Source organism: Brevibacterium permense (assembly GCF_025506275.1).
GTDB lineage: Bacteria > Actinomycetota > Actinomycetes > Actinomycetales > Brevibacteriaceae > Brevibacterium > Brevibacterium permense_A.
In genome coordinates this window covers 22,074-38,467 of record NZ_QYCP01000081.1, presented here as the reverse complement: position 1 = coordinate 38,467, position 16,394 = coordinate 22,074, and the positions used below count along the sequence as shown (strand labels likewise).

The 16,394-nt window shown below is 65.2% G+C and carries 12 protein-coding genes; 10 read left to right on the top strand and 2 right to left on the bottom strand.

Translation table 11 applies throughout. From position 1 onward, the window contains the following. The 4 genes from D3I60_RS06480 (at nucleotide 1) to D3I60_RS06465 (ending at nucleotide 6,132) form a co-directional block, all read left to right on the top strand. Nucleotides 1-2,478 carry a cytochrome b/b6 domain-containing protein gene (locus tag D3I60_RS06480; protein ID WP_262775323.1) on the top strand — a complete coding sequence of 826 codons (2,478 nt, stop codon included), beginning with the start codon at nucleotides 1-3 and terminating at the stop codon, nucleotides 2,476-2,478. A gap of 255 nt (nucleotides 2,479-2,733) precedes the next feature. Continuing rightward, nucleotides 2,734-4,083 carry an MFS transporter gene (locus tag D3I60_RS06475; RefSeq protein WP_262775322.1) on the top strand — a complete coding sequence of 450 codons (1,350 nt, stop codon included), beginning with the start codon at nucleotides 2,734-2,736 and terminating at the stop codon, nucleotides 4,081-4,083. Nucleotides 4,084-4,151: 68 nt separating this feature from the next. Then, a complete protein-coding gene (locus D3I60_RS06470) occupies nucleotides 4,152-5,405 on the top strand; it encodes an aminopeptidase P family protein (RefSeq protein WP_262775321.1) in 1,254 nt (417 codons plus the stop codon). 28 nt (nucleotides 5,406-5,433) lie between these two features. After that, complete coding sequence (locus tag D3I60_RS06465; protein WP_262775320.1) at nucleotides 5,434-6,132, top strand: IclR family transcriptional regulator; 699 nt, start codon at nucleotides 5,434-5,436, stop codon at nucleotides 6,130-6,132. Between the two features lie 18 nt (nucleotides 6,133-6,150). On the opposite strand, the gene D3I60_RS06460 is transcribed toward D3I60_RS06465, so the two are convergent. Then, nucleotides 6,151-7,272 carry a YkvI family membrane protein gene (locus D3I60_RS06460; RefSeq protein WP_262775319.1) on the bottom strand — a complete coding sequence of 374 codons (1,122 nt, stop codon included), beginning with the start codon at nucleotides 7,270-7,272 and terminating at the stop codon, nucleotides 6,151-6,153. A gap of 186 nt (nucleotides 7,273-7,458) precedes the next feature. Continuing rightward, nucleotides 7,459-8,121: a GntR family transcriptional regulator gene (locus D3I60_RS06455; protein ID WP_262775318.1), complete on the bottom strand. Its 663-nt coding sequence runs from the start codon at nucleotides 8,119-8,121 to the stop codon at nucleotides 7,459-7,461. 136 nt (nucleotides 8,122-8,257) lie between these two features. Between D3I60_RS06455 and glyA the strand changes: the two genes are divergently transcribed. The 6 genes from glyA to D3I60_RS06425 are packed head-to-tail and all read left to right on the top strand — an operon-like array spanning nucleotide 8,258 to nucleotide 16,326. Beyond that, entirely contained in the window at nucleotides 8,258-9,649 is a 1,392-nt protein-coding gene (gene glyA, locus D3I60_RS06450; protein WP_276584436.1) for a serine hydroxymethyltransferase, read from the top strand. After that, the gene (locus D3I60_RS06445) at nucleotides 9,649-10,866 is read left to right on the top strand and encodes a sarcosine oxidase subunit beta family protein (RefSeq protein WP_262775317.1); all 1,218 of its coding nucleotides are present in this window, start codon (nucleotides 9,649-9,651) and stop codon (nucleotides 10,864-10,866) included. Before glyA ends, D3I60_RS06445 begins: the two co-directional genes overlap by 1 nt. Nucleotides 10,867-10,888: 22 nt before the next feature. Beyond that, nucleotides 10,889-11,179, top strand: a complete 291-nt coding sequence (locus D3I60_RS06440; protein WP_262775316.1) for a sarcosine oxidase subunit delta — start codon at nucleotides 10,889-10,891, stop codon at nucleotides 11,177-11,179. Next, the gene (locus tag D3I60_RS06435) at nucleotides 11,176-14,103 is read left to right on the top strand and encodes a glycine cleavage T C-terminal barrel domain-containing protein (protein WP_262775314.1); all 2,928 of its coding nucleotides are present in this window, start codon (nucleotides 11,176-11,178) and stop codon (nucleotides 14,101-14,103) included. Before D3I60_RS06440 ends, D3I60_RS06435 begins: the two co-directional genes overlap by 4 nt. Further along, nucleotides 14,096-14,818, top strand: coding sequence for a sarcosine oxidase subunit gamma (locus tag D3I60_RS06430; RefSeq protein ID WP_262775313.1), 723 nt, complete (start codon nucleotides 14,096-14,098; stop codon nucleotides 14,816-14,818). The genes D3I60_RS06435 and D3I60_RS06430 overlap by 8 nt, the downstream gene beginning before the upstream one ends. Continuing rightward, entirely contained in the window at nucleotides 14,818-16,326 is a 1,509-nt protein-coding gene (locus D3I60_RS06425) for an L-serine ammonia-lyase, iron-sulfur-dependent, subunit alpha (RefSeq protein ID WP_262775312.1), read from the top strand. The genes D3I60_RS06430 and D3I60_RS06425 overlap by 1 nt, the downstream gene beginning before the upstream one ends. Nucleotides 16,327-16,394 lie beyond the last annotated feature (68 nt).

Here is a 16,394-nt window from a genome sequence, read left to right as displayed (position 1 = left end):
ATGGCAACCTATTCCAGTTCGCTGCGCTCGGGTCTGCCCCGGGTCGAAGGCGGAGACCCCTGGCCCCCGGAGGGCACCATCGGCGAACCCTTGGAAGAGGGTGCGTCATGGCTGCCGGAGACTGCCGAGACGGAGGAACTGGATGAAGGTTCCCCCGCCGAGGCGGCCGAGTCCGATGTGACCGACGCCGAGGAATCGACGGGGACCGTGGCTTCCGACGAAGCCGAAGAGCCCGTTGAGGATTCGGTCGAGGAACCCGCTGAGGCAGTTACTTCGGCCGAGGTGCCTCTGCGTCGTGGTCTTCCGCGCGTCGAGGGTGGAGAGCCTTGGCCGCCGGAAGGTCTTGCTCCTGCCGGAGTGAAGGCCACCGGTGCCTCAGCTGCTCCCATTGCGTCTGCTGAATCGTCGGCTCCGGAAGAGCCTGCAGTCGAAGAGGATGTCGCTGTCGAGGATTCGACCGAGGACGCGGCGTCCGCTGAATCGGACGAACAGTCCACGGCTGCCCCGGTTGCCGCTGCCGCGACGGCTGGTGCCGGAGTGGCTGCCGGCGCTGCCGTCGCCGCTTCCGGTTCGCACGATGAGTCAGCTGCGGCAGAACCTGCCGCCGCTGATGCTCCCGCTGCCGAATCGGCTCCTGCCGCCGAGGTTCCACTGCGTCGCGGTCTGCCGCGTGTCGCCGGGGGAGCCCCCTGGCCGCCGGAAGGCTTCGCGCGCGCCGGGGCCAAGGCTGCAGGTGGCTCGGCTGGCGCTTCTGCTCCGGCAGCGGCCGCTTCCGCTCCTGCCGAGAGCACTGCGAAGGAATCCGCTGCTCAGGCCGATTCTGCCGAAACCGCTTCGGCTGAAACGTCAGCCGAATCAACTTCTGAATCCTCGTCGGCTGTTCCTGCGGCAGCCGGCGCAGGTGCTGCCGGTGCCGGTGTGGCCGCGGCAGCCGCGAGCGGTGCCGGCTCCGGAGTACTCTCCGATGTGCCGCTGCGCCGCGGACTGCCCCGCACCGCCGGGGGAGACCCCTGGCCGCCGGAAGGCTTTGCTCCCGCACACGCTGCCAAACCCGCCGCAGGCTCGGCCGCCGCGTCGGCTCCGGCTGAAGAGAAGGCCGCAGACGCTAAGTCGACCGATTCCGCATCTGCCGAGGCAGGCAAGCCGGCCGAGGACGCACAGTCCGGCGAATCCGCGAAGCAGGACTCGACGCCGGCGGCCGGTGACGAATCAGGTGAGAAGAAGCCCCAGGGCCGACGCACCGGAATCGGCGGCGTCGGTGCGGCAGCCGCAGGCGCGGGAGCCGCCGCCGGTGCAGGTGCTGCCGCTGCGGGAGCCGCCTCGGCCTCAGAGAAGAAATCCGACGGAGCCGAGAAGAAGCCCGCGCAGCGCAAACCGATGGCGAAGCCTGCGGCGAAGACCGCGGACAAGCCTGCCCAGCGCAAACCGATGGCCAAGCCCGCAGCGAAGTCGGACGACAAGGCTGGGGCTCGCACCGCGGACAAGCCAGCCGTGAAGACGGCTCCGGCCGCGAAGGCCACCTCGTCGGGTTCGGGCAGTGCTGCCTCGGCGAAGCCTGCAGCGAAGAAGAAACCGGTCATGATCGGTTCGAAGTCGCTGGGACAGTGGTCGAAGATCGTCGGACTGGGACTCGGCGGACTCATCGTCGTGGCCGGGGTCCTCATCCTCGCCGCGCGCGGTGTCACGACCCTGCCGGGGGTGCCGGAGTTCCTCGAGCGCTACCCTGGCGAATACCACATCCCGGAATTCGTCGATCCCGGTTTCCCGGGCTGGGTGCGGTGGACGCACTTCCTCAACATCTTCTTCATGGTGCTCATCATCCGCTCGGGTCTGCAGGTGCGTCACCAGCAGAAGCCTCCGGCGTTCTACACCCCGAAGAAGGGTGGGAAGAAGATCAGCATCAACCTCTGGCTGCACACGAGCCTCGATCTGCTGTGGCTGGCCAATGGTGTGGTCTTCGTCGTGCTGCTCTTCGTCTCAGGGCACTGGGCGCGCATCGTGCCGACCAGTTGGGAAGTCTTCCCCAATGCGCTGTCAGCGGCGCTGCAGTACGGAACGATGGAATGGCCGATGGAAGATGCGTGGGTCAACTACAACGCTCTCCAGCAGCTGATGTACTTCATCATCGTGTTCATCGCCGCCCCATTGGCTGCGATCACGGGTGTGCGGATGAGCGAATGGTGGCCGAAGAACGCTGCGACGCTGAACAAGATCTATCCGGCGCCGCTGGCTCGGGCGATCCACTTCCCGACGATGCTGTTCTTCGTGTTCTTCATCCTCGTCCACGTGTTCCTCGTGTTCACGACCGGACTGCGGCACAACCTCGGTTATATGTTCGCGGGAACCGAGATGCTCGGTTGGGCCGGACTCGTCTGGTTCCTCATCGCGATGGTCGTGGTCGTGGCGGGTTGGTTCGCCGCCAGGCCGCTGCTGCTCGCCCCGATTGCGAATCTCTTTGGACGCGTCTCGAGCAGGTAGGCGACGCCGCCCGCATCAGCGAAGCCCCGCACGATCGAAAAGTCGTGCGGGGCTTCGCTGTGTCGGTTAGTACAGTTCCAAGGCCCTGTCGGACATTCGGTCCGGCAGGGCATTTCGCTCTCCGCCTTCTGATTGCGCGCAGTTCTGAGCAGAAATCTCTTGACCGGTTGAGTGGAACGCAATAGCCTGTATTGCAACGCAGTTGTAAAGAATGCAACACACGCGTTGTCACCGTTCACAACGATGGAGAAGACAATGAAGTCCGACCTCGCTCCAGAGGACAATGACGCTGTGGAAACAGATGCGTCGGCGACTACCCAGCCCACTATCGAGCAGAAGCGGACGCTGCGGCGCGTTGTCTCTGCGAGCTTCGTCGGTAACTTTGTCGAATGGTTCGACTACGGTGTCTACGGGTATTTTGCGACGACCATTGCGATCGTCTTCTTCCCTGAGTCCGAAGACAATCTCGCGCTTCTGTCCACCTTTGCGGTCTTCGCCGTCTCCTTCGTCGTCCGCCCCATCGGCGGTTTCATCTGGGGTCATATCGGAGACAAAATCGGACGACGTTCGGCATTGTCCGTCTCGATTCTCATAATGTCGATCTCGACCTTTGCTATCGGTCTGCTGCCGAGTTTCGCGGTGGCTGGATTCCTGGCGCCCGTGCTGCTGCTCGTCGTCCGCCTCGTGCAGGGATTCTCCGCCGCAGGCGAGTACGCTGGAGCCTCGGCGTTCCTCGTCGAATACGCTCCACCACGTCGACGCGGTCTCTACGCAGCCGTCGTTCCAGCCAGCACCGCCACCGGATTGCTATTGGGATCGGTGCTCGCCGCAGTCCTCTCGGCGACGCTGAGCGATGGACAGTTGGAGAGCTGGGGTTGGAGGCTCCCATTCTTCCTTGCCGCGCCCATGGGGTTGATCGGCCGCTATATCCGGACCCGGCTCGAGGACACGCCGGCATTCCGTGAACTCGCTCAGCAGGATGAAGTGATCAAAGCTCCGGTCTTCGCCATGTTCCGGGACCACTGGAGGCCTCTGCTCATCTCGATGTGCGCCGTGCTGCTAAACGCCGTCGGGTTCTATGTCGTCCTGACCTATATGCCCACCTATCTCACGACCGAGCTCGGCTATGGGGCTACTGAATCATTCGTCGCCACCACCATCGCTCTCGTCACGTATATCGGTTTCATCCTGCTCACCGGCCTGGCCTCGGATCGGTTCGGTCGCAAGAGGATGCTCACCATCGCGTCAGTCACTTTCATCGTCCTCACGGTGCCGGCCTTCATGTTGCTGGACGCCGGCAGCTTCACCCTCGTCGTCCTTGTCGAGATCGGACTCGGAGCCATGCTCACCCTCAACGACGGCACCCTGCCGAGCTTCCTTGCCGAGATGTTCCCGACAAGTATCCGGTACACCGGGTTTGCCGTGAGCTTCAACGTGTCGAACGCTCTGTTCGGCGGCACCGCACCTTTTATGGCCACTCTGCTCATCGGCCTGACCAATTCGCATCTTGCCCCCGGGTGGTACCTCATGGCTGCGGCCGCAATCTGTCTCGGCGCAGTCATCTGTGCCAAGGAGACCTTCCATAAACCCCTGCGCGACGTCTGAAGTCGTCCAGAACCCCACCACGCCGCTGCTGTATCGAGGCAGTGGTACCGAACGAATAGGAGAACCCCATGACCACCATTGCTGACAACGCCTCCGTCGCTGACCTTGAACGGCTCAAGGTCCTCCACAACGGATCCAAGACTCCGCTCACCTTCTCCGACGCGGAGATGGAGCGGAGACTGACCGGGCTGCGCGCCATTATGGCCGAGAAGAAGCTCGACGCAGTTGTCCTCACCTCGTATCACAACATCAAGTACTACTCGGACTTCCTCTTCACGTACTTCGGTCGCTCATATGCCATGGTCGTCACGGCCGACGACACGGTGACGATCACCGCGAACATCGATGCAGGCATGCCGTGGCGGACCAGCTACGGGGAAAACATCGTGTACACGGATTGGCGTCGTGACAACTACTACTACGCGATTCAGGAGGGCCTGCGTCAGCGTGGGATCGGCAACCCGCGCCGTCTTGGCGTCGAAGATGACAACTTGCCCCTTGAGAATCGCAACAGGCTCCAAGATGCCTTCCCGGCAGTGGAACTCGTCGACATCTCGAAGGAGTCGATGCGCCAGCGGATGATCAAGTCACCCGAGGAGATCGAGGTGATCAAGCACAGCGCTCGAATCGGCGACCTCGGCGGTGAGGCGATTAAGGCCACTATCACCGAAGGCATCAGCGAGTACGAACTCGCGCTCATCGGCACCGAGGCGATGACTCATGAGATTGCTAGGACGTTCCCCGACCAGGAAATCCGTGACACCTGGGTGTGGTTCCAATCGGGTATCAACACCGATGGCGCGCACAATTGGGCGACGACCCGGAAGATCCGAAAAGGTGACATCCTCAGCCTGAACTGCTTCGCCATGCCGACCGGCTATTACACCGCTCTGGAGCGCACGCTCTTCTACGGAGAGCCCGATGCCCGGTCGCTCGAGCTGTGGAACGTCAACGTCGAAGTGCACAAACGCGGAATCGAACTCATCAGGCCCGGCGCCGTGTGCAAGGACATCGCCGCCGAACTCAATGAGATCTACTTCGAACACGGACTCTTCGAAAACCGCACCTTCGGGTACGGACACTCATTCGGAGTGCTCAGCCACTACTACGGGCGCGAGGCCGGTCTCGAACTGAGAGAAGACATCGACACCGTCATCGAGCCGGGAATGGTCATCTCTATGGAGCCGATGATCACCATTCCCGAGGGGCAGCCGGGTGCCGGCGGATACCGCGAACATGACATCATCGTCGTCGGGGAGAACGGGTCCGAGGACATCACGAAGTTCCCGTTCGGGGCCGAACACAACATCGTTCCCGCCTGAGGCCCCCGCCGCCGAATATACTCACACCATGCCTCGACAATCGCCTGACAACCCACGCCGCGGTGCCTCGGTCATCGAAAACACCGTCGCCATCCTGCGCTGTTTCGCGCCGGATAGGCAGGAGCTCGGTGTTACCGAGATCGCACCGCGCGTGGGGCTGCACAAAAGCTCGGTGTCGCGGATTCTCGCCTCACTCGAGCAGGAGGGCATCGTTGAACAAGCTCCTTCCAAGCGGTATCGACTTGGGCTGGGCATCATTGCGATCGCCGGCCCCCTGCTGGCCGATCTCGATGTCCGACGAGCAGCGTATCCGATCCTGCAGTCACTCACGCGGGCCACGTCGGAGACGAGTGCGTTGATGGTATGGGACGGTGCCGAGGCGGTCACCGTCGAACAAGTGCCCAGTCCTGAGCCAGTGAAGCACACGTCCAGCCTGGGGTCTCGGTATCGGACGGAAGGCAGTGCCTCGGTGAAGGTGTTCCGCGACGCCAGCTGCGGTGCGGAACGCGCCACTGGTCCCGCTTATGCCCTCAATGATGCCGAGACCTCACCGCACGAGGTCGGCATTGCCGCGCCCGTGTACGATCATCGCGGCGAGGTGGTCGCGGCTGTCCTCATCGCCGCACCGAAGTTTCGTACAGATGCCACCCGCATCGCCGAGCTCGCCAATCAATGTGTGCAGGCAGCGGAGCGGGTCTCGCTGCGCCTCGGTGACTCAAAGCGGTAACGAAGCTTCGGCGAGGGCTCAACCGGCAGGACGGGTGGCCACGTGGCGGATCGTGCGGACGATCATCAGCATGAGGAGGACGATGCCGACGTAGCCGTTGATGACGTAGACGATGTTGACCATCTGCGAGAACGGCAGGATGAGGCCGATGATCGTTCCGAGAACGGCAAGGGCGATCGTGACGTACTTGAACTTCTTCGTCTTGTCGTCGAAAAAGCGCGATGACACAGTCCACAGCAGCGGAATCGCCGTCGTGTAGATCCCGGCGAGGATCATCACGGAGATGAGTGCCCCTACCCACGGTCCGAGACTGCTGGCGAGGACGAGCATCGGGATCTCGGCGTCGAAGACCTCGCCGATGTTGGCGAGCAGACCGAGTCCGACGACCATGCAGGCCAGAGAGAACGCAATGCCTCCGACGAAGCCGCCGGCCGTGGCCTCGCGCCGGTTCTTCACGGTCTTGCCGAGGGCGGCGAGGAACGCCGCGAGCCAGAGCATGCAGAATCCGACATAGGACAGTCCGGAGAGGAACCAGTTCGAGGACGCCTGCGTGACATCAAGGCTCGGCAGGATCTCGACCCCGGTGGAGATGCCTGCGGGGTCGCGCATGATGCCGTAGACGCCGAGGGCGATCGCGACGACGACGATGACCGGGCCGATCTTGCCGATGACGTCGACGAGGCTGGTCAACCCGAACCACACGGTGGCGCAGACGACGGCGGCCAGGGCGATCCCGCCGATGAACTTCGACAGTCCGTAATGCTCCTCGAAGACCGCGCCGGCGCCGGAGATCATCACGGTGAACGAGAGGAAGACGAAGAGGATCGAGAAGTAGTCGAAGAACGTGCCGAGGTATTTTCCGCCGTAGTAATAGAAGACGTGTGAGGGTTTCTCGAACTGCTCCCGCCTGCCCGTGAGGAAGAGCTCGACGGCCACATAGGAGATGAGCACGAGCACCAGGAGGCCGGTGCCGAAGACGCCCCAGAAGCCGTAGGACGCGTAGTACTGGAGGATCTCTTGGCCGGTGGCGAAGCCCGAACCGATGAGGAACGCGATGATCGCCCCGGCATAGGTGATGACCCGCAGAATGCTGGTCTTCTCGGTCGTGGCCAGATTGGTGGCGGTGGAGGAGTCAGCCATGGAAGTCCTTCGTCGTTGAGGGAATGAGGTGGTCGACGGAGTCAGGTCGACAACTGATATATCACATTCATGCACGTTATCGTGTGAAAGTGATCACGTCAAAGACGGTCGAGGTTCAGTCAGGGTGCGGCTCCGGGCGGCTGGCTTCCAGCGGGGTCTGGGGCTGTGAGCGGGTGAAGTGGGACCTCAGCGCAGGGTGGAGCGGACGGTCTTGTCGAACTCGCGGACGTGCTCGGCGGCGCGGGCGGCGACAGTCTCCTCATCGCCGTCGAGGATCGCTTCGAGCAGATCGATGTGCTCGCGGATGTGAGTGACGAGATCCGGGATCCCCGGGATGACGAGACACCAGATTCGGGTGGCCAGGTCGTCGAGGCGGATGAGGGTCTCCGATAGGTGCGGATTGTCCACCGAGCTGTAGATGAGGCGGTGGACGTCGAGATCGCGTTCCATGAGGGTGCGCTGCTCGTCGGTCGCCTCAAGTGCCTTGAGATCGGCGATCGCGGCAGTGAAATCCGCGCGACGCTCCGGCGTGAGGTTGCGAGCCGCGCGCCTGGCGGCGATGGGCTCGAGTGCTTCGCGCATCTCGGAGATCGTCGACAGGTCGGTGAGGTCGACGTTGGTGGCGAAGGTGCCGCGCCGTGGATAGGACACGACGAGATGATCGCGTTCGAGTCGTTTGAGGGCCTCGCGGATCGGCGTGCGGCCGACCTCGAGCTCGGCGCTGAGGGCCGCCTCGTTGATCGGATCGCCCGGAGCGATGTCGAGCATGATGAGCCGGTGCCGCAGGATCTCATAGGCGTGATTCGCCAAGGACGTCGTCGGTGACGTCGCGTCGGCGGATGTGCTCATGAGAAGACCCCTCATAATCTCTGCGGCAAATGTATTGCATCGGCTGGAATTCTCTGCCTACACTACAGGAACGCATCTGATATATTAGTTGCCGATCAGTCGGGAAGAGCTGATCGCGACAGGTCGAAGGAGATCCATGACAGAGCAACTCGCCAATCCCGCCGAAGCCGGCACGGCCAGTGCCCCGACGGGCGCTTCCGCTGGGGCCTTCCCCAGCCGTGAACCCGTCGAACTGAGCACCTCGATCGCTGAACTCGATCCGCAGATCGCCGGATTCATCGACGCCGAACTGGCCCGGCAGCGCGAGGGCCTGGAGATGATCGCCTCGGAGAACCACACCGCCTCGGCCGTCATGGAAGCTCAAGGGTCGGTGCTCACGAACAAGTACGCCGAGGGCTACCCGGGACGCCGCTACTACGGCGGCTGCGAACACGTTGATGAGATCGAACGCATCGCCATCGACCGCGTCAAGGCACTTTTCGGTGCCGAGTACGCAAATGTCCAGCCGCACTCCGGCGCCCAGGCCAACGCCTCGGTCATGCACGCACTCATCCGTCCCGGCGACACCGTCCTCGGCCTCAACCTCGCCCATGGCGGCCACCTCACCCACGGAATGAAGATCAACTTCTCCGGTCGCCTCTACTCGATCGTCCCCTACGGCCTCGACGTCGAGACCGGACGCGTCGACATGGCCGAGGTCGAACGCCTCGCCCACGAGCACCAGCCGAAGCTCATCGTCGCAGGCTGGTCGGCCTACACCCGACAGCTCGACTTCGCCGAGTTCCGCCGCATCGCCGACTCGGTCGGTGCCTACCTCATGGTCGACATGGCCCACTTCGCCGGTCTCGTCGCCGCCGGACTCCACCCCTCACCGGTCCCGCACGCCCACGTCGTGTCGTCGACGACGCACAAGACCCTCGGCGGTCCCCGAGGCGGCATCATCCTCACCAATGACGCGGACATCGCGAAGAAGATCAACTCCGCCGTCTTCCCCGGACAGCAGGGTGGACCCCTCGAGCACGTCATCGCCGGCAAGGCCGTGGCCTTCGGGCTCGCCGCCACCGACACCTTCGTCGACAAGCAGAAGCGGACCCTGGCCGGGGCCGGCGAACTCGCCCGCCGCCTGACCGAAGACGACGTCGCCGAACGCGGAATCTCCGTCCTCACCGGCGGCACCGACGTCCACCTCGTCCTCGTCGATCTGCGCAACTCGACCCTCGATGGGGCCCAGGCCGAAGATATGCTCGCCCAGATCGGCATCACCGTCAACCGCAACGCCGTCCCCGACGACCCCCGACCACCGATGGTCACCTCCGGTCTGCGGATCGGCACCCCGGCGCTCGCCAGCCGCGGATTCGGCAGCGAAGCATTCGCCGAAGCAGCCGACATCATCGCCGAGGTGCTCAAAGCCGGCACGGATGAGAACGGCGCGAGCCCGGAGACCCTCGCCGAACTGAGCGAACGCGTCACCCGACTGGCGAACGACCACCCCCTGTACCCCACTCTCACCGAGATCGGAGCACGCTGATGGCTGACCAGCTTCCCGAACACCCCGACTTCCTGTGGCGCAATCCGGAGCCGAAGAAGTCCTACGAAGCCGTCATCGTCGGCGGCGGCGGACACGGACTCGCCACCGCCTACTACCTGGCGAAGAACCACGGAATGACGAACATCGCCATTCTTGAGAGGGGTTGGCTCGCCGGGGGCAATATGGCCCGCAACACGACGATCATCCGATCGAACTACCTCTGGGACGAATCCGCCGCGATCTACGAGAAGTCCCTCAAGCTCTGGGAGCAGCTGCCCGAAGAGCTCGACTACGACTTCCTCTTCTCCCAGCGCGGCGTGCTCAACCTCGCCCACACCCTCCAGGACGTGCGCGAATCCCAGCGCCGGGTGAATGCGAACAAGCTCAACGGCGTCGATGCCGAATGGCTCGATCCCAAGCAGGTCAAGGAAGTCTGCCCGATCATCAACATCGGCGACGACCTCCGCTACCCCGTGATGGGCGGCACCTATCAGCCGCGCGCCGGCATCGCCAAGCACGACCACGTCGCCTGGGCCTTCGCCCGCAAGGCCGACGAAATGGGTGTCGACATCATCCAGAACTGCGAAGTCACCGGCATCGAACGCATCGGCAATCAGGTCGTCGGTGTCCAGACGAACCGCGGACCGATCGCCACCGAGAAGGTCGCACTGGCCGTGGCCGGTGACTCCTCGGTGCTCGCCGACATGGCCGGGATCCGCCTGCCGATCCAGACCCACCCGCTGCAGGCCCTGGTCTCCGAACTCTTCGAACCCGTGCACCCGACCGTGGTCATGTCCAACCACGTCCACGTCTACGTCTCACAGGCGCACAAGGGCGAACTCGTCATGGGCGCCGGGGTCGACTCCTACAACGGATACGGTCAACGAGGCGGCTTCCACGTCATCGAGGAGCAGCTCGCCGCCGCGGTCGAACTGTTCCCGATCTTCGCTCGCGCCCATGTGCTGCGCACCTGGGGCGGCAACGTCGACGTCACCCTCGACGCCTCACCGATCGTGTCGAAGACCGAAGTCGACGGACTCTACGCCAACTGCGGCTGGGGCACCGGCGGGTTCAAGGGAACTCCTGCGGCGGGCTTCACCTACGCCCACACCATCGCCAACGACGAACCCCACTCGCTCAACGCCCCCTTCGCCCTCGACCGCTTCGAGACCGGCCACCTCATCGACGAACACGGCGCTGCCGCCGTGGCCCACTGAGCGGAAGGAAAGAGACACCGACATGCTGCTCATCCACTGCCCGAACTGCGGGCCGAGGGACGAAACCGAATTCCACTACGGCGGACAGGCCCACGTTCCCTACCCCGAAGACCCGTACGCCCTGACCGACAGGGAATGGGCCGAGTACCTCTTCTACCGTGAGAACAGTCGCGGCGCCTTTGCCGAGATGTGGAGCCACAGCGCCGGCTGCCGGAAGTGGTTCAACGCCGTCCGCGACACGGCCACCTACGACTTCGCCGCCATCTACCCGATCGGCTCGCCCCGTCCCGACACCCAAGGAGAGGTTCGATGACGAACACCACCCGTCTGCACTCCGCGTCTCGACTGTCCTCTGCCACCGGCATCGACACCACCCGCCCGATCGACTTCTCCGTCGACGGAGCCACCTGCTCGGGCTTCGCCGGTGACACGATCGCCAGTGCGCTCATCGCCTCCGGCCGCATCGACTGCGGCAACTCGACCTACCTGGGACGCGCTCGCGGCATCCTCGGTTCCGGCGTCGAGGAGTCCAATGCGCTCGTGCGCGTGCATTCCCGGTTCCCCGGAGACGTCTCCGAATCGATGCTGCCCGCCACCCGCGTCGCCATCGCCGAAGGGCTCGAGGCCGACTACCTCGCCGGACTCGGCATCCTTGACCCCGGCCAGGACGAACTGACCTACGAACACAAGCACGTGCACACCGACGTCCTCATCGTCGGCGCCGGCCCCGCCGGACTCGCCGCGGCCCGGGAAGCCGGCAAGTCCGGTGCGCGCACCCTGCTCCTCGACGACCAATCGCTGCCCGGCGGCTCGCTGCTGTCGGCGGGACCGGCCACGGCCGAAACGATCGACGGCGTCGACGCCATCGCCTGGGTCGAGACCACCGTCGCCGGGTTCGCTGAGCACGAAGAGCTCACCTACGTGAAGAACACGACCGTCTTCGGCAGCTACGACTCGAACTACTTCGTCGCTCTCGAAGACCGCACCGACGCCGTCGCCGCGGCCGGTGGCCGCGGAGTGCGCCAGAAGGTCTGGCACATCCGCGCCGGTCAGGTCGTGCTCGCCACCGGTGCGCACGACCGTCCGATCGTCTTCGCCGACAACGACCGCCCCGGCATCATGCTGGCCTCGGCCGTGCGCACCTACCTCGGCCGCTACGGTGTGGCCGCCGGTGACGATGTGGTCGTGGCGACGACGAACGACTCCGCCTACGATCTCGTCACAGACCTCCACGCGGCAGGCATCACCGTCCCCGCGGTCATCGACTCCCGTCCGACCGCCTCGGCGATCGCTGAATCCGTCACCGCGGCCACGGGCACCCGGCTCATCCTCGGCTCCGCCGTCACCGGCACCGCCGGTGAAGGGCCAGCCGGACGGGTCAGCGCCATCACTGTCGCCGGACTCGATGACGACGGCGTCGCAGCCGAGAACGGTGAGAGCATTCCCGTCGACCTGCTCGCGGTCTCCGGCGGACATTCGCCGGTCATCCACCTGCACGGTCAGCGCAAGGGCAAGATCCACTGGAACGGCGACATCGCGGCCTTCGTGCCGACGGAGCCCGTGCGCGACCAGTTCACGGTCGGCGCCGTGACTGGGGACTACTCGCTCGAAGCGGCGCTGCGGCAGGGCGCCGAGGCGGGGAACCAGGCGGCGAACCGCTCCGGCTTCCCGGCCGCGCTCGCCGTCCCCGCCGCCTCGCCGATGGCGTACGCCCCGGCGCGCCCGCTGTGGCTGGTCACCTCGGCGCAGGACGATCACCAGAACCTGAGCACTCACTTCATCGACTTCCAGCGTGACCAGACCGTCGCCGATGTGCAGCGGGCGATGGGCGCGGGCATGCGCTCGGTCGAGCACATCAAGCGCTACACCTCGATCTCGACGGCGAACGATCAGGGCAAGACCTCAGCGGTCAACGCGATCGGCGCGATCGCCTCGGTGCTGGGGGAGGCCGACGACCTCGGTCAGGTCGGGCACACGACCTTCCGCGCCCCCTTCGCCCCGGTGCCCTTCGCGGCGCTGGCCGGACGGCGCAAGGGTGAACTCTTCGACCCGGCCCGGGTCACCTCGATCCACCCCTGGCACGTCGCCCACGGTGCCGTGTTCGAAGACGTCGGTCAGTGGAAGCGGCCCTGGTACTACCCGAAGCCGGGTGAGGACATGGAGGCGGCGGTGCTGCGCGAGGGCAAGGCCGTGCGCGAATCCGTCGGTTTCCAGGACGCCTCGACGCTCGGCAAGATCGAGATCCGCGGGGCCGACGCCGGGGAGTTCCTCGGCCAGATCTACACGAACGGCTTCAAGAAGCTCAAGGTCGGCAAGGGCCGGTACGGGCTGATGTGCAAGCCCGACGGAATGGTCTTCGACGACGGAGTGACCCTGCGCGTGGCCGAAGACCGCTACTACATGACGACGACCACCGGTGGGGCCGCGACCGTCCTCGAATGGCTCGAGGAATGGCACCAGACCGAATGGCCCGACCTCGACGTCGTCTTCACCTCGGTGACCGAACAGTGGTCGACCGTCGCCGTCGCCGGACCCCGGTCGCGCGATGTCATCGCCAAGCTCGCCCCGAACCTCGACGTGTCGAACGAGGCCTTCGAGTTCATGGGCTTCCGTGAGACCACCCTGGCGAACGGCATTCCCGCTCGCATCTGCCGGATCTCGTTCTCCGGTGAGCTCGCCTTCGAGATCAACGTCGACACGTTCTACGGGCTGGCCGTCTGGGAGGCCGTCGCCGAGGCGGGTGCCGAGTTCGACATCACCCCCTACGGCACCGAGGTCATGCACGTGCTGCGTGCCGAGAAGGGCTTCATCATCGTCGGGCAGGACACCGACGGCACCGTGACCCCGCAGGACGCGGGCATGGAATGGATCGTCTCGAAGGTCAAGGACTTCATCGGCAAACGCTCCTACTCCCGAGTCGACACGGCCCGCGAGGACCGCAAGCACCTCGTCGGAGTCCTGCCGGTCGACGGTACGACGCGTCTGGCCGAGGGCGCCCAGCTCATTGCGGCGGGCACGCCCGTCACACCGGAGGACGGACCGGTGCCGATGATCGGACACGTCACCTCGTCCTATATCTCTCCGAGCCTCGACCGGCCGTTCGGTCTCGCACTCGTCGAGAACGGCCGCAACCGCGAAGGTGAGATCGTCAAGTCTCCCTTCGGCGACACCCTCGTCGACGTCGAGATCACCTCGCCCGTCTTCTACGATCCGGAAGGAAACCGCCGCGATGGCTGACACCACCTACTCCACCCCTGGGACGGCACAGTCCCCCTCGACGGCTGAGACGCAGGCTGCCCACACCGGCACCGGGTCGAGCGGACTCGACGACCTGCGGGTCTCGCCGGCCGCGCACCTCGCCGGGCTGATGTCCGAGGCGAGTGCCGCCGGCGGCCGCAGCGTCGGCCTGCGCGAACTGCCCTTCACGGTGCAGATCGGCCTGCGGGCACAGCCTGACTCCGCATCGTGGACGTCGCTCGAAGACACGTTCGGCCTCAGCCTGCCGCGCAGCGTCGGCGAAGTCACCGGTGACCCGGCGGCCCAGCACGTGCTGTGGCTGAGCCCCGACGAATTCCTCGCCGTCGACGTCTCTCGCTGCCAGCAGCCAGGAGAGACGATCGTCGCCGAGGCGGGACTCGAGGGACTGCCCGGACAGGCCGTCGATCTCTCGGCCAACCGGACGATCCTCGAACTGACAGGGGAGAAGGCACGGGACGTGCTCGAGAAGAGCTGCCGCGCCGATCTCCACCCCCGCGCTTTCGGAGTCGGATCCGCGATCGTCACGGCGCTGGGTCCCGTGCCGGTCATCCTCCACCACAGCGGTGAGGACACCTACCGCGTCTACCCGCGGGCGAGCTTCGCGGACTTCACGGTCCGTTGGCTGCTCGATGGAATGGCGGAGTTCCTCGCCGACGGGCAGACGCCTGGAGCTGAAGCCGAGGGAGCCGGCTGATGAGCCTCGGGGTCCTCGACCTGTTCTCGATCGGCATCGGGCCCTCGTCCTCGCACACGGTGGGACCGATGCGGGCGGCGGTGCGCTTCGTCGATGAACTCGCCGAGGCGGGTCTCCTCGAGCGTGTCGATACGGTCCGCGTCGGACTCTTCGGCTCCCTCGGTGCCACTGGCATCGGGCACGGTTCGGACTCCGCCGTGCTCGCGGGGCTCAGCGGGAAGGAACCCGAAACGCTCGATCCGGTCTCCATGGGCCCGCTGGTCGCGGAGATCCGTGAGACAGGGTCGCTCCGCCTCGGCGGTCGAACCGATGTGCCCTTCGACGTTGCGTCAGATCTCACCCTGCACCTGCGGGAATCCCTGCCCGGCCATCCCAATGGGATGCGCATCAGCGCCGAAGCGGCCGGGGAGCTCATCGAGCGCGAGTATTATTCCGTGGGCGGGGGATTCGTCGTCACCGCCGACGAACTCGCCGCGGAGAAGGACGCTGCCGAAGCGATCGACGCAGCCGGGGACGAGGCTGGATCCGGCGGTGACGGTCCTGGTGCGGGCGGTCGAGACGGGGACGTCATCCCGTTCTCCACGGCCGATGAGCTGCTCGAGCAGTGCCGCATCCGCGGCCTGAGCATCGCCGAACTCATGACCGTCAATGAACGCACCCGCCAGACCGATGAGACCCTGCGGGCCCGACTGCTCGAGATCTGGTCGGTGATGGCCGAATGCGTGCACAACGGCTGCACGCGAGAGGAGACGACGCTGCCCGGGGGACTCAAGGTGCGTCGCCGCGCCCCGGAGCTGAAGGCGAAGCTCGAAACCGCAGGCTACCGGGCATCGGGATCGCTCGACGCCCTCGAATGGGTCAACCTCTATGCACTGGCCGTCAACGAAGAGAACGCCTCGGGTGGGCGGATCGTCACCGCTCCGACGAACGGGGCCGCGGGCATCATCCCTGCGGTGCTCCATTACATGGACCGGTTCGTCACCGGTGACGAGGGAGCCGGCTCCGACGGCGCGGATGCGGGCGCATCAGAAGACGGCGCTGGCGCCTCCGCTGGTGCGAGTGCTGCCGACGATGCCGTCGTGAAGTTCCTGCTCACCGCCGGGGCGATCGGGATCCTCTTCAAACGCAATGCGTCGATCTCCGGCGCCGAGGTGGGCTGCCAGGGAGAGGTCGGATCGGCCTGCGCGATGGCTGCCGCCGGACTGTGCGCCGTACTCGGCGGAACTCCCGAACAGGTGGAGAACGCCGCGGAGATCGGACTTGAGCACAACCTCGGGCTCACCTGCGATCCGGTCGGCGGCCTCGTGCAGGTGCCGTGCATCGAACGCAATGCCATCGCCTCGGTGAAGGCGATCAATGCGGCCCGGTTGGCCATGCACGGCGACGGCTCCCACCGGGTGAGCCTCGACCAGGCGATCGAGACCATGCGGCAGACTGGAGCCGATATGAAATCGAAGTACAAGGAGACATCGCGCGGCGGACTCGCCGTCAACGTCGTCGAATGCTGATCGGCACGATTCCCGGTTTTCGGGCCGCCTTCAGATTTTGCACCACCCCGGACTCAGCACTACTGAAC